Consider the following 19,794-nt stretch of genomic DNA (forward strand, 5'->3'; position numbering starts at 1 on the left):
TTTTGTGGAGAAGATCGGGCTCGAACCGACGACCTCTTGCATGCCATGCAAGCGCTCTAGCCAACTGAGCTACATCCCCAAAATTTAAAAATTAACACGTACGCCAATTCCCCCCTGCAAATTCATGAAAAAGGGATTTGGAAACATTTCTGCATAAAAGCCGATTTCTGAAAAGAAACTTAAGTTGGGTGCGTCGATAGGAAAATATTCAAGTCCACCCACTGCAGCTCCCCCCATACCTGTCACACGATCACGACCATCAGCTTGATTATTGCTAGGTTTGTTAGGATACCAGTCCCTTGAATTAATCTGCGGCCCAAAACCATAATAGGTGTGAAGATCTGGATTAATCAAAGTAGGGTGATGCCAGAGATACAAAGCGTTAATTGAATAACCAATATTTCGAAAGGTACCATCTTGATAATTTCGATCGGTTCCCCAAAGTCCTCCATATGTACCTAGGTTAATTTCAATCGCATTAACGCCATTTTCAGAATATTTCCTTGCCATGAAACCACCAGGTTCGCCTACACGAAAACCCGCTGCCCAATCCTTCAGTTGACCATATGTAACTGTGCTTGACAGCAACAATGCAAAAATGAGCGTTATTTTAGCAAGTTGACCATTCATAGGTAAAACGATTTAATCTTTTCGATTAACAAGGCATTCTCAATAGGTAGGCCTATTGTTACCCGAATACTGTTTTCGCACAAGGATACATTTGACCGGTTTCGCGTTATGACCTTTTCATGAATCAAATAATCAAATAATTCTTGAGCTTTCTCAAAGTTAACTAATAAAAAGTTGGCTTGGCTAGGATGCACTTGAATTACTTGAGGAATTTTTGAGAATTCAACAAGTAATTTGATTTTCTCTTCATTTATTAGTTCAATGGAATGCTGAACAAATGTCGTATTGTTCAACGCCTCCACGACGATTTCTTGGGTTGCACCACCGATATTATAGGGAGGCTTGATTTTATTTAAAAGCTTGATAAGTTCGGGATTCGCGTATGCCATTCCTAAACGAAGGGATGCAAGACCATATGCCTTCGATAAAGTTTGTAGCACGATTAACTGAGGAAATTTTTTCAATTCTTGAATGAAACTAGTCTCATCGGAAAAATCGATATAGGCTTCATCGATAAGTACAAATCCCGAAGTAAAGTTGGCCAGAATTGTATAAATGTCATTGCGATTCAACTTATTCCCTGTCGGATTATTGGGGGAACAAATGAAAATTATACGGGTGTTTTCATTAATTGAATTCAAAATGCCGTCAACATCCAATTGATAATCAGGAGTTAAATTAACGCGTTTAATAGAAATATTGTTAATAGATGCACTTACCTCGTACATTCCATAGGTAGGCGGGCAAATGATGATATTATGCTTTTGTGCCTCACAGGACATGCGCATGACTAAATCAATGGCTTCATCTGAACCGTTTCCTAAAAATATTTGGTCCTCCGAGCAATTTTTAATCTTTGCCAATTTGGATTTAATCGCATGTTGCAAGGGATCTGGATAACGATTCCAATCGTTCCCCTCATTTCCGGAACCTAGAGGGTTTTCATTGGCATCTAAAAATACACCTTCAGAACCTTTAAATTCATCTCTTGCGGATGAATAGGGTTTTAAATTCCAAATATGCGGTAATATGTAATCCTGATAATTCATTAGCTCAATCTTAGTTTAACAGCATTTGCATGTGCCTGTAAAGATTCTGCTTCTGCCATTTCAATGATACTTGGGCCAATTTCTTGGAGTCCCTTTTGTGTAATGGATTGTAAGGTGATTTTTTTGACAAAACTATCCAAGTTTACACCTGAGTATGCTTTCGCAAATCCATTGGTCGGAAGTGTATGATTCGTCCCTGAAGCATAATCTCCCGCAGATTCGGGTGTATAATGTCCTAAAAATATAGATCCTGCACTCGTGATTGATTCTGCTAATTCTTCGGCATTTTCACAGGCCAAAATTAGATGCTCTGCTCCATATTCATTGAGCAATTCTATCGCTTCCGCGTTTGAATTCACTAAAATGAATTTAGAATTCTTTAATGCATTTTCGGCATAATCTTTGCGGGGTAAAGTCGCTAATTGCACCTCTAATTCCACAAAGGTTTGTTGAATGATTTCTTCTTTTGTACTTATCAAAATCACTTGCGAATCGTGCCCATGCTCTGCTTGTGAGAGTAAATCTGATGCGATATAAGCGGGATTGGCTGTTTCATCCGCAAAAACGGCTACTTCTGAAGGTCCTGCTGGCATATCGATGGCAATACCCATTCGATTGGCATACATTTTCGCAGCTGTCACATATTGATTACCCGGTCCAAATATTTTATAAACGGCAGGAACACTTTCAGTTCCTTGTGCCATCGCAGCAATAGCCTGCGAGCCCCCTAATTTGAACATTTGAGTAACGCCGCATAATTTAGCAGCATAGAATAGGGCAGGATGTTCACCTGGCGTGCACAATACGATTTCTTTGCAACCTGCAATTTTAGCTGGGATGGCCAGCATTAAGATGGTTGAAAACAAAGGAGCCGTTCCACCAGGAATGTAAATACCTACGCGTTCGATGGGCGAGGATTTTTGCCAGCAAAATACTCCCGGACTTGTTTCAATTTTTGTGCTAATGTGTTGTTGGGACGCATGAAACTTATAAATGTTGTTATAGGCTACCCGTATAGCATTTTGGAGCGATTCGGGTACCAACTTCGCGTTGGACTCAATTTCAGCTTCCGTATAGGCTAGTTGGTCAATTTCCTTTTTATCAAATTGTAAGCTTAATGCCTTTAAGGCATGGTCCCCATCTTTTTTTACTTGATCAAATACCGATTTGATAAGTTCATCTAACGACTGCTCATCCAATGAGGGACGGGTAAGAATGGACTTATAAGTCGATTTTTCCGGAAATTTGATAATTGAAAACATCTTATAGAATCATTTTTTCAATCGGTAGTACTAAAATTCCTTGAGCACCTGCCTCACGCAAGGCTTCAATAATATCCCAAAAATCATTTTCAGAAATTACCGAATGAATGGATACCCAACCACTTTCTGCCAATGGCATAATCGATGGCGCTTTCATTCCTGGTAATAAAGCTTTGATATTGGCAACATCACTTTCTTTTGCATTCAATACCACATATTTCGCATTTTGTCCGCGTTGTACAGAGTCAATACGAAACAACAATTTATCCAAAATAGCCTGTTTTTCTGCATTTAATTGTTTGCTAGCGATCAAAACAGCTTGGCTTTGAAAAACGGTTGCCACTTCTTTAAGGCCGTTGCTTAATAGCGTTCCACCCGTAGATACGATATCGCAAATTGCCTCTGCAAGCCCAATACTCGGTGCAATCTCAACAGATCCTGAAATCTCATGCGTCGTTACGTTAATACCTTGCTTAGCTAAAAAGGCATTCGTTAAGTTGGGGTAGGAGGTAGCTATATTCTTTCCTTCGAAATATGATAAGTCGGTATATTGCTCATTACGAGGTATCGCTAAAGATAAACGACATTTAGAGAATCCTAATTCCTTAACAACATTCACTTGTCGAATGTGTTCCATAAGTACATTTTCACCAATAACGCCTAAGTCAGCTACGCCATCTTCAACATAACCTGGAATGTCATCATCGCGTAGAAATAAAAACTCAATCGGAAAATTACTCGAAACAGTTTTAAGCTTTGAACCTCCTGATTCAAATTTAATACCACAGGCCTTAAATAACTTTAAGGATTCTTCGCTTAAGCGTCCTGATTTTTGTACGGCAATTCTAATATTTTGTGACTCCATCTGTTTGTATGCTAAAAATAATCAAGCCCCGAAATTCTTCGAGGCTTGACAAAAAAGATGTTAAATAAACATTTTAAGTGGATCCTCGAGGTATTGTTTTAGGGTTAATAGGAATGCTGCTCCTGCTGCTCCGTCCGCCACACGATGGTCACATGTCAATGTTAATTTCATAATGTTTGTTGCGTAGAATTGACCGTTCTTCACACCAACTGTTTCTTTGATTCCACCTACAGCCAAAATACACGACTCAGGCGAATTAATGATTGATGTAAATTGGTCAATGCCAAACATACCTAAATTACTTACCGTGAATGTATTACCCTCCCAGTCTTTCGGCTGTAATTGCTTGCTCTTAGCTTTACCTCCTAATTCTTTCGCCTCTGCCGAAATTTGTGCAATGGATTTTTCATTCGCAAAACGAATAACTGGAACGAGTAGACCATCTTCCACAGCCACTGCCATTCCAATGTGAACATGTTTGTTGACACGAATTCGGTCTTCCATCCAATACGAGTTGATTTTTGGATGTTTTGTCAATGCCAATGCCGTTGCTTTGATTACCATGTCATTAAATGAAATCTTAACAGGTAATACTTCATTTAAACTAACACGCGCTTCTATCGCTTTATCCATATTGATTTCCATCGTAAGATAGAACTCTGGTGCGCTGAATTTAGATTCTGACAAACGACGCGCAATGGTCTTGCGCATTTGGCTATTCGGAATATCCTCAAAGCTTTCTACACCTGAAACAAACGTGGACATGGCTCCTCCCGTATTAGGCTTGTAGTCTTCTACATCATTTTTGGTGATTCGACCACCTTCGCCTGTTCCTTTAATCCAAGTTAAATTATATCCTTTTTCTTTCGCTAATGCGCGTGCTAAAGGAGATGCCTTAATCGAATCCTCTGTAATACGCTCCTTGCTTGCTGTCGGTGCTGCCGTTTTTGTTTCAACAGGCTTGGCTACTTCAGCTACTTTAACCGGTTCTGGTGCTGCTGCCACTGGAGCCGCTGCCACAGGTGCAGGTGCGGCTGATTCAGCTGCTAATATGGGTTGGAAATCGGTTCCTGGTTCACCGACAATCGCAATAATGCCATCAACGATAATTCCTTGTCCTTCTTTTGCTCCAATATATAAAAGCGTACCATCTTCATAATTCTCCAACTCCATCGTCGCCTTATCCGTCTCCACCTCTGCGATGATATCTCCACTCTTTACGACGTCTCCCTCTTTCTTCAACCATTTGGCAATCACCCCTTCTACCATTGTATCACTCATCTTTGGCATACGAACAGCTTTGGCTTTGATTCCACTTAGATCGATTGCTGGAGCAGCTGCCACAGGAGCAGGGCTAGGTGCCGATGCTTCTGCAGGAGTAGCCTGTTCAGCGGGTGCTGAGGCTGCGGCTGCTGCAGGTGCTTGCAATAATGCTGAATAATCTTCACCTGGAGTACCCACAACGGCGATAATTCCATCTACGGGAACCGCTTCGCCGGCTTTTATGCCGATGTACAACAAAGTGCCATCTTCGTAATTCTCAAGTTCCATCGTTGCCTTGTCAGTTTCTACTTCGGCGATGATGTCTCCCGACTTAATTACGTCTCCTTCTTTCTTTAGCCAATTTGCAATAACACCTTCAACCATGGTGTCACTCATCTTGGGCATTCTAATTACTTCAGCCATGCTTTTATATTTGAAATTCAAAAATACGCTTTAAACGCTTATTTTAAAAGATTTTTTAAAAAATTATTTGATTTAATCGAGTTTCAAAACCGCCATAAATGCCTCTTGCGGTATTTCTACATTACCCACCTGACGCATCCGTTTTTTACCCTTCTTCTGTTTCTCCAATAATTTACGCTTACGAGAGATATCACCCCCATAACATTTGGCCAATACATCCTTACGTAATGCTTTCACAGTTTCACGCGCGATGATTTTTTGACCTATTGCTGCCTGAATGGCAATTTCAAACTGTTGACGCGGTAATAATTCACGTAACTTTTCACACAATCGCTTACCCCAATCATAGGCTTTATCCCGGTGAACGATGGCCGACAACGCATCCACTTTTTCGCCATTTAACATGATATCTAGCTTAACCATGTAACCTGGTTCATAGCCTTTATATTCATAATCCAAAGAAGCATATCCACGGGATATGGTTTTTAGGCGATCGAAGAAGTCAAATACAACTTCAGATAATGGCATATCAAAGGTTAATTCTACGCGGTCGGTCGTCAAATAAATTTGATTCACCAAAATACCACGCTTATCCATACACAAGCTCATAATTACGCCCGTGTATTCGGACTTGGTGATAATTTGCGCTTTTATATAAGGTTCCTCGATGACATTAATCAAATTAGGTTCCGGCAATTCGCTCGGCGCAGAAACCCATTGGGTTTCTCCTGCGGTTGTTAATACCTTGAATTTCACCGACGGAACAGTTGTGATGACTGTCATGTCGAATTCACGCTCTAAACGCTCTTGCACAATTTCCATGTGCAACATTCCCAAGAATCCACAACGGAATCCAAATCCTAAGGCTGCCGATGTTTCCGGTTCCCAAACTAAAGAGGCATCATTTAATTGAAGTTTCTCCATGGCATCCCGTAAATCTTCGAACTCCGAGGTTTCCACCGGATAGATTCCAGCAAAAACCATTGGTTTTACTTCCTCAAATCCTTGAATGGCCGAAAGACAAGGATTGGCAACATGTGTGATGGTATCACCTACTTTTACCTCTTTGGCTTCCTTGATACCTGAAATCAGGTATCCCACATCACCTGTCTTAATAATTGGCTTCGGCTCTTGTTCTAAGCCCAAGGTTCCTATCTCATCCGCAAAGTATTCTTTGCCCGTATTAATAAACTTAACACGATCACCTTTTTTGATTTCACCATTATATACACGGAATATTACTTCAATTCCTCGGTATGAGTTAAATGTTGAGTCGAAGATTAAGGCTTGCAAGGGCTCAGCGGGATTTCCTTTAGGTGCTGGCACACGTTCTACAACTGCATCTAAAATATCCTGAATGCCTATTCCTTCTTTTCCAGATGCGTGAATAATATCTTCTTTCTTGCATCCAATCAAATCGATGATTTGATCAGATACCTCATCCGGCATGGCTCCAGGTAAATCGATTTTATTTAATACCGGTATGATTTCTAAATCATGGTTGATAGCCAAATATAGATTGGAAATCGTTTGTGCTTCAATGCCCTGTGAGGCATCAACAATCAATAAAGCACCCTCACATGCCGCAATTGAACGGGAAACCTCGTAAGAAAAATCGACGTGACCCGGTGTGTCAATTAAATTAAAGGTATATACATCACCATCTTTGGGATATTGCATTTGGATCGCATGAGACTTAATGGTGATACCACGTTCACGCTCTAAATCCATATCATCTAATAATTGGTTCATCATGTCCCGCTTTTGGACGGTATTGGTAAACTCAATCAATCGATCAGCTAAGGTACTTTTACCGTGATCAATGTGTGCAATAATGCAAAAATTACGAATGTTTTTCATGTATCTATTTTACTACTAATATGTTAGGCTAACCCATTGCATTAATACTGCAGAAAGGTATCCACCATAGGTCCCAATTGCATAGCCCAATAAAGCCAAGATGACACCCAATGGCGCTAATGATGGACTTATAGCGGTAGCTACAACTGAGGCAGATGCTATTCCTCCCACATTGGCTTGTGACGCAATCGCCATGTAGTGGTAGGGAGCTTTGATCCACTTTCCAACTACAAATATAGCTAAGCCGTGGATGCTTATCCATATAAATCCAGTAAATAGTAGGAGCGGAGTGGAAAATAAATGACTAAGTGATATTTTTAAACCGATGGATGCGATAATAAAATACAAAAATACGGTTGAAATGACGTCGGCGCCCTGTATGTATAACCTTCTTAATGTGCTTAATCCTAAAAGTATTCCAGCCAAGGTACACAATAGGAAAGTCCAAAAGCTTGAATTGAGAAATGAGATTCCGATTAGCACAGCAAGGTTTTTGCCACATACATTGCAAAGCATTACGACAAGAAATCCTAAGCCCAAGATGTAAATCAGGTTGGAGAAAGTGAATTTTTTCTCATTGCTATCGTCTCTCCAATCTAAATCAACGGATTTATGATTGTATTCAGCTCGGAAATAGGCATTAATTTTTTGTTGGAACGGAATCAAAAATAGCAAAACAGCCAACCAGGTTTCTCCGAAAAATACATCTACTGTGACGGCCTTAGCTAATTCATCTGCCTTAGGTAAGAAAATAGCATTTAAAGCCATCTGATTCGCTGTTCCGCCAATCCAAGATCCAGCGATGGTCGCCATGCCTTTGTAGGATTCAGCATTGAATTCCGAGGGGAAGAAAAAATGGCTAATAACTAATGAAAGGGGCCCACCGATAATAATCCCTATGGCTCCTACTAAAAATAAGATAAGCGGTTGATTACCAATTAATTTAAGCTTTTTTATGGGAAGTCCTAGGCTGAAATAAAAGATACAAAAAGGTAAAATTGTCTTTGCCAACGTCCCATTTAAATCACTCTCACCAATGGTAATAATTCCGTATTGGACAAATAAGGAAGGAAGAAAATAACAAAACAATAAAGGTGGGATGACGGAAAAAACCAGTTTGAAGATTCGATTTTCTAATTTAGCTAAGGCGAATATACCTGCTAGCATAATAATGAGACTTATAAAAATCGATAATTCTCCTTGGATCATCCTTTTGACATTAATGCTTCAATTTCATCCATTTCTATTGGAATATTTGCCATTAAGTTGGCAGCTGGTCCATTCGTTATTAATAGATTATTCTCTAGTCGAATTCCGATGCCTTCCTCTCTAATGTATATTCCTGGTTCGCAAGTTAGAACCATGCCCACTTCAAAAGGTTTATATTTATCCCAAACATCGTGCACATCTAAACCCAAATGATGGGCTACTCCATGCATAAAGTATTTTTTAAAGAGAGGGTTGTTAGGGTCTTGATTTTCAACATCTTGGCGAGTAAATAAACCTAGTTCAATCAATTGACCTTCCATGAATTTCTCAACTTCTTTTTGATAATCTACCCAAAAAATTCCTGGACGCATTAAATCCGTGGCGAAGTTTAGAACATTTAAAACCGCTTGATATACTTGGCGTTGACGCGGATTAAATTTCCCGTTAACAGGAATCGTTCGAGTCATATCTGCATTGTAATTTCCATAGCAAGCCCCTACGTCCAATAATAATAAATCACCATCCTTGCATTCACGCTCATTTTCAATGTAATGTAAGACACAGGCATTGGCTCCAGATGCTATAATCGGGGTATAGGCAAATCCGCCGCTGCGCGATTTAATGAATTCATGAATGAATTCAGCCTCGATTTCATTTTCCCATACACCGGGTTGTGTGAATTGTAAAACTCGTCGAAAACCAGATTCGGTGATATCGATTGCCTTTTGCATGGCGTCTAATTCCGCTTTTTCCTTCTTCATTCGTAAGGTATTTAGCATAGGAGCAAGGCGACCAATTCGATGTAAGGGGTACTTGTCTTTGATTTCTAATACCAAACGATCGTTTTGGGTTTCAACCAACGAGCTATTGCGCATATGCTCGTTATCGATCATATAGATTGTCTCAGCAGAATAGATTAACGTTTTTAGGATAGCCTCAAAATGGGTCGTCCATTGAATGTTTTGAATGCCACTAATGTTTCGTGCTTCTTCTTTTGTGTATTTGTGCCCTTCCCATATAGCGATGAGTTCGGAAGTCTCTCTGACAAAAGCTATTTCTCGCAAATGAGCCTCGGGTGCATCAGGATAGAGTAATAATAGCGTTTCCTCTTGATCTAATCCCGATAAATAAAACAAATCAGTCTGTTGTTTAAAGCCCATCGTTCCATCCGCATTGGTGGGCATGATATCATTTGAACTGATAAGCACCATCGATTTAGGTGGCAATTCAGCTATTAATTTTTGACGGTTGTTGACAAATAATTCTGAGGGAAATGGACTGTAGCGCATATTATTTTTTACACTGGTAAATAATTTCTTCCAAAGGCAAAGCCATCCGTTGGCTTTCTTGCAAACCTAATTTTTCAATCATATTGACTGGATTAACTGTAAACCCCGACTTTTCTAATTGATGTCCAAAATCACGCCCATAGATACGTAAATGATCATCTTGTAGGAAATGAATTTCGCGTTCTTTTGGATCTGTAATGCTGGAATCTTCATACGTTGTCGCTAAGTCATAACGTTGAGGACTTTGACACAAAGCGAATCCATCCGGTTTCAATACACGTCTTATTTCTTGCATGCAGCGTACATCATCTTCTACGTGTTCTAACACATGGTTACAGAACACAACATCAAATGAATTATTCTCAAATGGAATATGATGTAAATCCATTTTAACCTTGGCTAATGGGGATTCAATATCAGCCGTAATGTAGTTGTCACCTAAATAGTTTTCAAATCGGTCAATGAAACAGTATTCAGGTGCCACGTGAAGTACTTTGGGCTTTGATGTATAAAATGAAGTCTCGTTCTTTAAGTATAAGTGCATCAAACGATGTCGTTCAAGACTCAAACAACTCGGGCATAATGCATTTTCTCTCGGTTGAAGTCTTCCGTAGGGAAGAAATTTGGAGAAAGAATGATCGCAAACGGGGCAATAAACTTTGTTTCCAACCAAAAATAGGCTGTAGATTTTCAGTAATCGATGGGCAAATAATTGGATAATTTTTCTTGGAATGTGACGAAGTACCCAGCTAATGATATGTTTCATACAACAAAAAAAAGGAAGGTTTTTCGGATAAAAAACCTTCCTCGTATATTTTTTCTAAATCTTACAATTCACGCAACCAAATATTACGGAAACTTACTGCATTCCCGTGGTCTTGAAGACTAATGGGTCCTGCTCCATGTACGGGATTTTTCGGTTGGCCTATGTATTCTGTAGTCCCTTGAATCTTTGTGTGATTTTGTACAACTACTCCGTTGTGTATTACGGTAATGTATGCGGGTGTTTCTATACCTCCATTAATTGTAAATACAGGTGCCGTGTAAATGATATCATACACGTTCCATTCACCCATTGGCGATGTTGCATTTACTAAAGGTGCACTTTGTTTGTAAATACTACCTGCTTGTCCGTTACGATAAGTTCGATTTTTAAAGGAATTTAAAACTTGAACTTCATACATACCTTGCATAAATACACCACTATTACCTTTACCTTGGCTTTTCAAAGTTTCTGGCTCAATAGGTGATTGCCATTCAATGTGTAATTGATAGTTGGTGAATTTTTGTTTCGTTGAAATGTTGCCTGCTCCGCGAACGACGGTCATTTTACCATCTTCTACTTTCCAAGCAGCTGGACTACCATCTTTCGCTGATTCCCAATTTGCAAGGCTTTTGCCATCAAATAAGACAATGGCATCTGACGGAATAGAACCAGGTGTAACCACGCGAACTTCAGGATCCCAATATTCAGTAACGTCGGGTTTAGTTGGATTGGTTACTACATGACGGTGATCTTGCGCATAACTGGCAAAGCAGATTCCTAAGCCTAAAAATGCTGCTAATAGGGAAGTACGTTTCATATTAAGAGGATTTATATTTTGAACAAAAAAAAACCGGTAGTCTATACCGGTTCCAATTTCAAGAAATAATTATTATTTCGCAAATGAAGCTTTGATAGCCTCAATATCTACTAATTTAATAATTGGTCTTTGTTTCAAGATTTTAATAGCTTCCACTTTATTGTTAGCTACTGCTTTATTTCTTCTGTCTTTTCTTTTTAGTCTAGTTACGGCCATGTCGATAATAATTTTGGTGTGCAAAAATAGGAATTATTGCTTATATATCAAATAATCTGCCTCGAATAATTAAATTTGTTTCATGAAAGTAATACAAAAGCCCAACAACGCACGCGGTACAAGAGATTTTGGTCCTAAGGAGATGGCTCTTCGAAATTATGTTTTCTCTATTATCAGAAAGCATTTCGAGGCTTTTGGCTTTCAGGCTATTGAAACTCCTGCGATGGAAAATCTTTCCGTATTAACGGGTAAATATGGGGACGAGGGGGATCAATTACTATTTAAAATTTTAAATTCAGGTGATTATTTGAGTAAAGCTGATCCTCAAGTAATTCAAGCTGGATCCAAAGCTTTATTGCCTCAAATTTCAGAAAAGGGTTTACGATATGATTTAACAGTTCCATTTGCGCGGTTTGTCGCGATGAATCGGAATGATGTAGCCTTTCCATTTAGACGCTCACAGATTCAACCTGTTTGGCGTGCAGATCGTCCACAAAAGGGGCGTTACCGTGAGTTTTATCAATGCGATGCCGACATTATTGGTTCCGATTCCTTGGTAAACGAAGCGGAATTAATCGCTTTGTTTCAAGCTATTTTTCAATCTCTGAATTTAAAGACCAATTTGATTATTAATTCAAGAAAGGTTTTAGCAGGTATTGTGGATTGTCTAGGAGCCATTGATCTATTTGTTCCTTTCGCAGTTGCTATTGATAAATTAGATAAAATTGGTTGGGATGCTGTTGCGGTAGAACTTATTTCGAATGGGTTTACCAATGATCAAACCAATAAATTGAAAACCCTGTTTCAGTTTACTGGAGATAATTCCTCCAAGCTAAATCTTTTGGAGGATTTTATAGGTACTAACGAAATGGGAGTTGCCGGATTAAAAGAAATTAAATCAGTTCTGGAGCTTTCTGAATTGAACGGATACGATAATTCAAATGTCATTTTTGATTTTAAATTAGCTCGTGGTTTAAGTTATTATACGGGGTTAATTTATGAGGGAAAGGCTGTTGATTTACCTTTTGGATCGATCGTTGGTGGTGGAAGATATGATAATCTGACAGAGGCTTTTGGTTTGCCTAATATGAGTGGAGTAGGTATTTCGTTTGGAATTGAGCGAATCATCGATGTGATGCGCGAATTGAATTTATTCCCAGAAATTCAGTTGAGTGCAAGTAAAGTTTTGTTGACTTATTTTGATTCTACTGGCCAATTAGAGGCTATTCGTGTGGCATCTGCCTTACGAAATAGTGGTATTCCAACCGAGGTTTACCCCGATATCGCAAAAATCAAGAAGTCTTTTGAATTTGCTGATAAAAAAGGTATTCCATTTGTTGGGGTAATTGGTGATCAGGAAATTAAAGATCAGACAGTAAGTCTGAAAGATATGAAAAATGGAGAGCAACAAGTACTCTCCATCTCAGGTTTAATCGACTATTTGGGAAAATAATTATCTCCAGGCTTTAAACTGGTTAATCAATCCATTCGTAGAACTATCATGCGAATGGATTTTTTCATTATTCTCTAGTTCAGGTAGGATAGAATTTGCCAATTGCTTACCCAATTCGACGCCCCATTGATCATAAGAAAATACATTCCAAATAACACCTTGTACGAATATTTTATGCTCGTACATAGCAATTAATGCGCCTAAGGTTTTGGGAGTGATTTGTTTTACTAGGATTGAGTTAGTTGGCTTATTCCCTTCAAACACCTTAAAGGGACTTAATTTTGCGATTTGCTCTTCGTTTAATCCAGCTTTGGCTAATTCAGCGTCAACTTGTTCCTTGGTTTTTCCATTCATCAAAGCTTCAGTTTGCGCGAAGAAATTTGACATCAACAATGTATGGTGATTGCCAATTTGATTGTGCGTGATGGCAGGAGCGATAAAATCCGCTGGAATTAATTGCGTGCCTTGGTGAATCAATTGATAAAAAGCATGTTGGCCATTCGTTCCTGGTTCACCCCAAATCACCGGACCTGTATTGTAATTCACACGCTTTCCATTGCGATCAACTGATTTTCCGTTGGACTCCATGTCTCCTTGTTGGAAATAGGCCGCAAAGCGATGCATGTACTGATCGTAAGGAAGAATTGCATGGGTTGATGCATCGAAGAAATTTACGTACCAAATTCCCAATAATGCGAGAATGACAGGCATGTTCTTTTCAAAGGAAGCTGTCGCAAAATGGGTATCCATTTCATGGGCCCCTTCTAATAATAATTCAAAGTTGGCATATCCAATCGATAACGCGATGGATAATCCAATGGCTGACCACAATGAATAACGACCACCAACCCAATCCCAAAATTCAAACATATTAGCTACATCAATTCCAAAGTCACTAACTGCTTTAGCATTGGTTGAAAGTGCTACGAAATGTTTAGACACAGATGCTTCATTTTTAGCAGCCTCTAAAAACCAATTTCTAGCCGAAAAGGCGTTTGCCATGGTTTCTTGTGTCGTAAATGTTTTGGAAGCTATTAGAAATAAGGTGGTTTCAGGATTAACCTTCTTTAAGGTTTCTGCAATATGTGTTCCGTCAACATTACTTACAAAATGTATATTTAGGTGGTTTTTATAAGGTTTTAACGCTTCTGTTACCATGACAGGACCAAGGTCTGACCCTCCAATTCCAATATTGACAACATCCGTGATGGCTTTTCCTGAATATCCTTTCCAATCACCCGAGATGATTTTTTCGGTAAAGGACTTCATGTGTTCTTTGACCGACTGTATCTTTGGAATAACGTTTTCTCCGTCTACAAGAATGTTCTGCGAAGATTTTGCACGTAAGGCAGTATGTAAAACGGATCTATTTTCGGTTTGGTTGATTTTTGTTCCGTTGAACTGAGCTTTTATGGCTTGTTCAAGTTGGCATTCATTCGCTAAATCAATGAGGTGTTTAAATGCTGACTCGTCTAATATATTCTTTGAGAAATCAAGTAAAATATCTTGGTCAAGAATACTGTATTTTGATTGACGGTTAGGTTCGTCTTTAAATAAATTTTTAAGATTGTTTTTTGCTAAACGATCACGGTCTTTTGCTAATTCTTGAAAAGCTTTGGTCTCAGCGAATGCAATATTGGATAAGGTCATTATAAATACTTTTGGCTTAAATTTTCTCAAAAATACAATTTTTCTGGGATTAAAAAAGGGGTACAAGTAGTCCTTGCACCCCTTAAATATAACTAAACAGACCTATAGGTTAGGCTGTGGAGTTTTACGCAAATAAGGTTTGACTGTTGTAAATCCCTTCGGGAATTTAGCAACAGCATCTTCATTGGATACTGCTGGGGTAATGATTACATCTTCACCATTTTTCCAATCTGCTGGTGTGGCAACTTGGTAATTAGCCGTTAATTGAAGCGAATCAATTACTCGTAAAATTTCTGTAAAGTTACGGCCGGTGGAAGCAGGGTAGGTGAGTGTTAGTTTAATCTTTTTATCGGGTCCAATGATAAATACGGAACGAACAGTAGCTTTTTCTGATGCATTCGGGTGAATCATATCATATAATAAGGCAACCTTTTTTTCAGGATCAGCGATAATCGGGAAGTTAACTTTGACGTTATTGACTTCTTCGATATCAGGAACCCATTGATTGTGAGAATCTAAATCATCCACAGAAATAGCAATTGCTTTAACTCCGCGTTTATCAAAATCTCCAGCCAAAAGAGCAGTTTTCCCTAATTCAGTCGTGCAGACAGGAGTAAAATCCGCTGGGTGACTAAACAGTAATACCCATGAGTCTTTTATCCATTCATGGAAGTTAATAGGACCTTGTGTTGTGTCAGCACTAAAATCCGGTGCGATATCGCCTAAATGTATTGACATAATGAAAAGGGTTAAAATTTAAACTATTTATTCTATCAAATATATAGATTATTGCTACAATAAAAAAAGCAATCCTAAAATAAGATTGCTTTTAACATTACACTTCATCAACAAACTAAAAACCAAATAATTAAAATGCTGTAGGAGAAGGATTCGAACCTCCAAGGTGCAGTTAGCCTCGACACAGAACTGATTTAGTGGTCAACCCATTATGCCGTGTTTATCCTGAACTCACCACCCCCGAGACAGGAGGGCACGTCTGCCAATTTCATCACCCTACAGTGAAAAAATAACTACCTTTGTAATTATCTTAAGACAAATATAAAAGATGATTTTAATTATTTCAAAATATTTTAAAAAAAATATCAATTTGTTGGATATTTTTTAAAAATTTAACCTAAATATTGAAAATTTCGAATGGACAAGAAGACAGATTTAGATCCTTTAGATTATAAAATTCTTAAAATACTCGTAGAGGACGCTAATTTACCTTATACCGAAATCGGGCAGCGTTTAGATGTTTCAGGCGGTACCGTACACGTCCGGATGAAAAAGATGGAATCTATGGGTATTGTTAAAGGTGCTCAATTATTAATCGATTATTCTAAAATAGGTTGGGATATCACAGCCTTTCTAGGCATTTACTTAGATAAAAGTTCACTCTATGAGGATGTAGCCAAGCAATTAGAGGCGATACCAGAAGTAGTTAATATTCACTATACAACCGGTATCTATAGTATTTTTGCGAAGATTATTTGTCGGGATACCCAACATCTTCGAGAGGTATTGCATGATAAAATTCAGCGTGTTAGTGGAATTCAGCGGACAGAAACCTTTATATCCTTGGAGGAAAGTTTGATTCGAAATACCCCATTATTTTAGATTATTTAGATTCATTCTACTTAAATGCTTCTATTTTATCTTTTCGCTTTGTAATTTTGTGTTCTAATCACAAAAGAACATGGCAGAGCATCCAGATGATATTTTATTAGAGGTAACGAATTCCGACTACAAGTATGGTTTTGAGTCGAATTTTGAGACTGATGAAGCCCCAATGGGATTGGATGAATCGATTATTCGATTTATTTCTGATAAGAAGAACGAACCCGAGTGGATGTTTGAATGGCGATTGGCGGCATTCAATCATTGGAAAACGTTAAAGGAACCCGATTGGGCTAATTTGACCTATACTCCCTCAGATTACCAAGCGCTTAAATATTATTCAGCTCCGAAACCCAAGAAGACCTTAAATTCTTTGGATGAAATTGATCCAGAACTTCGTCGGACTTTTGAGAAATTAGGAATCTCCCTTGATGAGCAAAAACGTATATCAGGTGTTGCTGTAGCTGTGGATGCAGTAATTGATTCTGTTTCTGTGGCTACTACCTACAAAGAGACTTTAGCTGAAAAAGGTATTATATTTTGTTCTATTTCCGAAGCCATTAAGGAACATCCCGAATTAGTAAAAAAATACTTAGGGAGTGTCGTTCCTGTTAAAGACAATTTTTTCTCCGCTTTGAATGCTGCCGTATTTTCTGACGGTTCTTTCTGCTACATTCCGAAAGGTGTTCGTTGCCCGATGGAATTATCTACATATTTCAGAATAAATGCTGCAGGCACGGGTCAATTTGAGCGTACGTTAATTGTCGCTGATGAAGATTCTTATGTAAGTTATTTAGAGGGATGTACAGCACCGCAACGTGATGAAAATCAGTTGCACGCGGCTGTTGTAGAGATATTTGTACACAAGGGGGCAGAGGTAAAATATTCAACCGTTCAAAACTGGTATCCTGGTGACAAGGACGGTAAGGGTGGTATTTTTAATTTTGTGACCAAACGTGGAATTTGTGATGGAGAGCATTCTAAATTATCTTGGACACAAGTAGAAACGGGATCAGCAGTCACGTGGAAATATCCATCTGTAGTTTTGAAAGGAGATTATTCGATCGGTGAGTTTTACTCGGTTGCGGTAACCAATAACTACCAACAAGCTGATACGGGTACCAAAATGATACATTTGGGTAAACACTCCAAATCACGCATTGTATCGAAAGGTATTTCCGCAGGTTTTTCTCAAAACTCTTACCGTGGATTAGTTCAAGTCGCGCGTAAGGCTGATAAAGCCAAGAACTTCTCGCAATGCGATTCATTACTTTTAGGGGATAAATGTGGAGCGCATACGTTCCCGTATTTAGAAGTCAAAAATAGTTCATCTTCGGTTGAACACGAGGCAACTACGTCTAAAATTGGAGAAGATCAAATCTTCTACTGTAATCAGCGAGGCTTATCCACGGAAACGGCTATCGCACTAATCGTCAATGGTTATGCTAAAGAAGTTTTAAACCAATTACCGATGGAGTTTGCTGTAGAAGCTCAGAAGCTTTTGGCTATTTCTTTAGAAGGTTCCGTAGGTTAAGCTTTATTACCACCTGTATGTAATGCCACGATTTGGCTACCTGGTTTAAAGAAATCTTTTGAAATTAAATCATAGAGTCCATAAAACATCCTTCCGGTGTATATGGGCTCTATTTTTATCTGGTGTTTTTGATGGAATTGTTCACAAAAAGTGTCTAATACATTGGCCTGTTTGGCATATTTCCCAAACACATATTGATCGTTTATCGTTTGAATAGGAATACCTAATTCTTGGGAATTACCTTCAATTTCAGCCTTATTATTTAGCGTCAGTATACCGATTATTTTTACACCTTGTAGCAATTGACAGAGTCCCAAATAGGTGGCTCCTGTACCGATAGGGCAAATCAAGTAGTCTAAACTTTTAAAGCTCTCGATTTCTTTACTTAATTCAGCTATCCCGACGATAGCCTTGTTGCCAAAACCACCTTCTGCTATGTTTAAACTATTGGTTTGAGGAACAGCTTCGGGTATTTGTTTGGCTTGATAATTGGACCGACTGATAAAATGCAGATCCATATCCCATGCCTTCATCTGTTCTAAATAGGGATTACTATTGGTGTTTAATTCTTCACCCCGAACGATTCCAATGGACTTAATATCGAATGCTTTTGTCGCAAAGGCCAACGCATATAAGTGGTTTGAGTAGGCCCCACCAAAACTAATAATTTGCTTAATTCCATTTAATTGGGCGAATTGAATATATTCTCTTAATTTGCGCCACTTATTGCCACTGATGATGGGGTGAATTAAATCATCTCGTTTGACAAAAACACTAATTTGTTTTTCTTCAAACAACGCATCATGAATTTCTTCCACGGGTGATGGTAAGTTCAAGAATTGTTTTTCAAATTGTAAGATGTCCATAGATCCAGAAATAGACCCAATTGAATCAGAAGATGATTTATTTGAGCATTTTAACTTTGTCGTTGACAAAGGTCAGCAATTACTCAGAATAGATAAATACTTATTACTAAAAATTGCGAATTCGAGTCGGTCTAAAATTCAGACGGGCATCGAAGCGGGAGCAGTTAAGGTCAATGACCAATTAGTTAAATCGAATTATAAGGTAAAGCCCTTTGATGAGATTTCTGTTTCATTCTCAACGCCGCCAAGAGATACGGAAGTTATTCCGGAAAATATTCCGATCAATATTGTTTATGAGGATGATGATTTGATGATTATCAATAAAGAACCGGGCATGGTCGTACATCCGGCACATGGCAATTGGAATGGTACTTTGGTCAACGGTTTACTTTATTATTGTCAACATTTACCTGGTAATAACAATATCCGACCCGGTTTAGTGCATCGAATCGACAAGGATACCTCAGGTTTATTGGTCATTGCTAAATCGGAATTTGCCATGACTTTTTTAGCCAAGCAATTTTTCGACCACAGCATAGAGCGTACCTATTATGCCATTTTATGGGGGGTACCTAAAGAACCCCAAGGGACCTTGCGTGGAAATATCACGCGGCATCCCAAGGATCGTAAAATCATGTTTATGCTTCCTGAAGATAGCGAAGAAGGCAAGTTGGCCATTACGCATTACGAAGTCATTGAATCCTTTGGCTTTTGTTCTTTTGTTAAATTTAATTTAGAAACGGGGAGGACTCATCAAATTCGTGCTCATGCGCAATCCATGGGACATCCCTTGGTTTCGGATGCGTCTTACGGTGGCGATAAAATACGTTTTATGAGCACAAGGGCAAATTTTAAACAATTTGTCGACAACATGTTTAAGCTATGTCCTAGACAAGCGCTGCATGCCTATTCGTTAGGTTTCGAACATCCAATGACGCATGAATGGATTCAATTTGATAGTGAATTCCCAAACGATTTTAAAAATTTATTGAATAAATTGAGACAATTTACCAACGAGTAAA

18 protein-coding genes and 1 tRNA gene are annotated in these 19,794 nt (G+C 38.7%); 4 read left to right on the forward strand and 15 right to left on the reverse strand.

Going from position 1 to position 19,794, the window contains the following annotated elements; genetic code table 11:
- Nucleotides 1-5: 5 nt before the first annotated feature.
- From ACMH5P_RS01565 to ACMH5P_RS01620, 12 genes are all read right to left on the reverse strand, one after another.
- Nucleotides 6-79, reverse strand: a tRNA-Ala gene (locus ACMH5P_RS01565).
- A 5-nt stretch (nucleotides 80-84) separates the two neighbouring features.
- The gene (locus tag ACMH5P_RS01570) at nucleotides 85-630 is read right to left on the reverse strand and encodes a hypothetical protein (RefSeq protein ID WP_459492558.1); all 546 of its coding nucleotides are present in this window, start codon (nucleotides 628-630) and stop codon (nucleotides 85-87) included.
- Complete coding sequence (gene hisC, locus ACMH5P_RS01575) at nucleotides 627-1,679, reverse strand: histidinol-phosphate transaminase (protein ID WP_459492559.1); 1,053 nt, start codon at nucleotides 1,677-1,679, stop codon at nucleotides 627-629. Before hisC ends, ACMH5P_RS01570 begins: the two co-directional genes overlap by 4 nt.
- Nucleotides 1,679-2,941: a histidinol dehydrogenase gene (gene hisD / locus ACMH5P_RS01580; RefSeq protein WP_459492560.1), complete on the reverse strand. Its 1,263-nt coding sequence runs from the start codon at nucleotides 2,939-2,941 to the stop codon at nucleotides 1,679-1,681. The genes hisC and hisD overlap by 1 nt, the downstream gene beginning before the upstream one ends.
- A gap of 1 nt (nucleotide 2,942) precedes the next feature.
- Nucleotides 2,943-3,806 carry an ATP phosphoribosyltransferase gene (hisG, locus tag ACMH5P_RS01585; RefSeq protein ID WP_459492561.1) on the reverse strand — a complete coding sequence of 288 codons (864 nt, stop codon included), beginning with the start codon at nucleotides 3,804-3,806 and terminating at the stop codon, nucleotides 2,943-2,945.
- A gap of 60 nt (nucleotides 3,807-3,866) precedes the next feature.
- The gene (locus tag ACMH5P_RS01590; RefSeq protein WP_459492562.1) at nucleotides 3,867-5,492 is read right to left on the reverse strand and encodes a 2-oxo acid dehydrogenase subunit E2; all 1,626 of its coding nucleotides are present in this window, start codon (nucleotides 5,490-5,492) and stop codon (nucleotides 3,867-3,869) included.
- A 72-nt stretch (nucleotides 5,493-5,564) separates the two neighbouring features.
- Nucleotides 5,565-7,352: a translation elongation factor 4 gene (lepA, locus tag ACMH5P_RS01595; protein WP_459492563.1), complete on the reverse strand. Its 1,788-nt coding sequence runs from the start codon at nucleotides 7,350-7,352 to the stop codon at nucleotides 5,565-5,567.
- Between the two features lie 15 nt (nucleotides 7,353-7,367).
- Nucleotides 7,368-8,519, reverse strand: a complete 1,152-nt coding sequence (locus ACMH5P_RS01600) for a DUF819 family protein (protein WP_459492564.1) — start codon at nucleotides 8,517-8,519, stop codon at nucleotides 7,368-7,370.
- Between the two features lie 38 nt (nucleotides 8,520-8,557).
- Complete coding sequence (locus ACMH5P_RS01605; protein ID WP_459492565.1) at nucleotides 8,558-9,850, reverse strand: aminopeptidase P N-terminal domain-containing protein; 1,293 nt, start codon at nucleotides 9,848-9,850, stop codon at nucleotides 8,558-8,560.
- Between the two features lies 1 nt (nucleotide 9,851).
- Nucleotides 9,852-10,616, reverse strand: coding sequence for a class I SAM-dependent methyltransferase (locus ACMH5P_RS01610; protein WP_459492566.1), 765 nt, complete (start codon nucleotides 10,614-10,616; stop codon nucleotides 9,852-9,854).
- A gap of 61 nt (nucleotides 10,617-10,677) precedes the next feature.
- Complete coding sequence (locus ACMH5P_RS01615; RefSeq protein ID WP_459492567.1) at nucleotides 10,678-11,433, reverse strand: 3-keto-disaccharide hydrolase; 756 nt, start codon at nucleotides 11,431-11,433, stop codon at nucleotides 10,678-10,680.
- A gap of 72 nt (nucleotides 11,434-11,505) precedes the next feature.
- Nucleotides 11,506-11,649 (reverse strand): hypothetical protein, encoded by a 144-nt coding sequence (locus ACMH5P_RS01620; protein ID WP_377976088.1) that lies wholly within the window; start codon nucleotides 11,647-11,649, stop codon nucleotides 11,506-11,508.
- An 82-nt stretch (nucleotides 11,650-11,731) separates the two neighbouring features.
- Here ACMH5P_RS01620 and hisS point away from each other — a divergent pair, with 82 nt between their 5' ends.
- Nucleotides 11,732-13,102 (forward strand): histidine--tRNA ligase, encoded by a 1,371-nt coding sequence (hisS, locus tag ACMH5P_RS01625; RefSeq protein WP_459492568.1) that lies wholly within the window; start codon nucleotides 11,732-11,734, stop codon nucleotides 13,100-13,102.
- On the opposite strand, the gene pgi is transcribed toward hisS, so the two are convergent.
- On the reverse strand, nucleotides 13,103-14,752 hold the full coding sequence (gene pgi / locus ACMH5P_RS01630) for a glucose-6-phosphate isomerase (RefSeq protein WP_459492569.1): 1,650 nt from the start codon (nucleotides 14,750-14,752) through the stop codon (nucleotides 13,103-13,105).
- Nucleotides 14,753-14,854: 102 nt separating this feature from the next.
- On the reverse strand, nucleotides 14,855-15,490 hold the full coding sequence (locus tag ACMH5P_RS01635; RefSeq protein WP_459492570.1) for a peroxiredoxin: 636 nt from the start codon (nucleotides 15,488-15,490) through the stop codon (nucleotides 14,855-14,857).
- 417 nt (nucleotides 15,491-15,907) lie between these two features.
- Between ACMH5P_RS01635 and ACMH5P_RS01640 the strand changes: the two genes are divergently transcribed.
- Nucleotides 15,908-16,372: an Lrp/AsnC ligand binding domain-containing protein gene (locus ACMH5P_RS01640; RefSeq protein ID WP_459492571.1), complete on the forward strand. Its 465-nt coding sequence runs from the start codon at nucleotides 15,908-15,910 to the stop codon at nucleotides 16,370-16,372.
- A 79-nt stretch (nucleotides 16,373-16,451) separates the two neighbouring features.
- Nucleotides 16,452-17,906 (forward strand): Fe-S cluster assembly protein SufB, encoded by a 1,455-nt coding sequence (gene sufB / locus ACMH5P_RS01645; RefSeq protein ID WP_459492572.1) that lies wholly within the window; start codon nucleotides 16,452-16,454, stop codon nucleotides 17,904-17,906.
- On the opposite strand, the gene ACMH5P_RS01650 is transcribed toward sufB, so the two are convergent.
- Nucleotides 17,903-18,772, reverse strand: coding sequence for a 1-aminocyclopropane-1-carboxylate deaminase/D-cysteine desulfhydrase (locus tag ACMH5P_RS01650; RefSeq protein WP_459492573.1), 870 nt, complete (start codon nucleotides 18,770-18,772; stop codon nucleotides 17,903-17,905). The two genes, sufB and ACMH5P_RS01650, sit on opposite strands and share 4 nt — an antisense overlap.
- Between ACMH5P_RS01650 and ACMH5P_RS01655 the strand changes: the two genes are divergently transcribed.
- A complete protein-coding gene (locus ACMH5P_RS01655) occupies nucleotides 18,765-19,793 on the forward strand; it encodes an RluA family pseudouridine synthase (protein ID WP_459492574.1) in 1,029 nt (342 codons plus the stop codon). The genes ACMH5P_RS01650 and ACMH5P_RS01655 overlap by 8 nt on opposite strands.
- Nucleotide 19,794 lies beyond the last annotated feature (1 nt).

It is taken from the genome of Aquirufa sp. 5-AUSEE-100C1 (assembly GCF_054558655.1).

Excerpts from the sequence above, each read along its gene's own strand:
- ACMH5P_RS01570 (WP_459492558.1), bottom strand. The coding sequence starts at position 630 with ATGAATGGTCAACTTGCTAAAATAACGCTCATTTTTGCATTGTTGCTG.
- hisC (WP_459492559.1), bottom strand. The coding sequence starts at position 1,679 with ATGAATTATCAGGATTACATATTACCGCATATTTGGAATTTAAAACCC.
- hisD (WP_459492560.1), bottom strand. The coding sequence starts at position 2,941 with ATGTTTTCAATTATCAAATTTCCGGAAAAATCGACTTATAAGTCCATT.
- hisG (WP_459492561.1), bottom strand. The coding sequence starts at position 3,806 with ATGGAGTCACAAAATATTAGAATTGCCGTACAAAAATCAGGACGCTTA.
- ACMH5P_RS01590 (WP_459492562.1), bottom strand. The coding sequence starts at position 5,492 with ATGGCTGAAGTAATTAGAATGCCCAAGATGAGTGACACCATGGTTGAA.
- lepA (WP_459492563.1), bottom strand. The coding sequence starts at position 7,352 with ATGAAAAACATTCGTAATTTTTGCATTATTGCACACATTGATCACGGT.
- ACMH5P_RS01600 (WP_459492564.1), bottom strand. The coding sequence starts at position 8,519 with ATGCTAGCAGGTATATTCGCCTTAGCTAAATTAGAAAATCGAATCTTC.
- ACMH5P_RS01605 (WP_459492565.1), bottom strand. The coding sequence starts at position 9,850 with ATGCGCTACAGTCCATTTCCCTCAGAATTATTTGTCAACAACCGTCAA.
- ACMH5P_RS01610 (WP_459492566.1), bottom strand. The coding sequence starts at position 10,616 with ATGAAACATATCATTAGCTGGGTACTTCGTCACATTCCAAGAAAAATT.
- ACMH5P_RS01615 (WP_459492567.1), bottom strand. The coding sequence starts at position 11,433 with ATGAAACGTACTTCCCTATTAGCAGCATTTTTAGGCTTAGGAATCTGC.
- ACMH5P_RS01620 (WP_377976088.1), bottom strand. The coding sequence starts at position 11,649 with ATGGCCGTAACTAGACTAAAAAGAAAAGACAGAAGAAATAAAGCAGTA.
- hisS (WP_459492568.1), top strand. The coding sequence starts at position 11,732 with ATGAAAGTAATACAAAAGCCCAACAACGCACGCGGTACAAGAGATTTT.
- pgi (WP_459492569.1), bottom strand. The coding sequence starts at position 14,752 with ATGACCTTATCCAATATTGCATTCGCTGAGACCAAAGCTTTTCAAGAA.
- ACMH5P_RS01635 (WP_459492570.1), bottom strand. The coding sequence starts at position 15,490 with ATGTCAATACATTTAGGCGATATCGCACCGGATTTTAGTGCTGACACA.
- ACMH5P_RS01640 (WP_459492571.1), top strand. The coding sequence starts at position 15,908 with ATGGACAAGAAGACAGATTTAGATCCTTTAGATTATAAAATTCTTAAA.
- sufB (WP_459492572.1), top strand. The coding sequence starts at position 16,452 with ATGGCAGAGCATCCAGATGATATTTTATTAGAGGTAACGAATTCCGAC.
- ACMH5P_RS01655 (WP_459492574.1), top strand. The coding sequence starts at position 18,765 with ATGTCCATAGATCCAGAAATAGACCCAATTGAATCAGAAGATGATTTA.
- ACMH5P_RS01650 (WP_459492573.1), bottom strand. The coding sequence starts at position 18,772 with ATGGACATCTTACAATTTGAAAAACAATTCTTGAACTTACCATCACCC.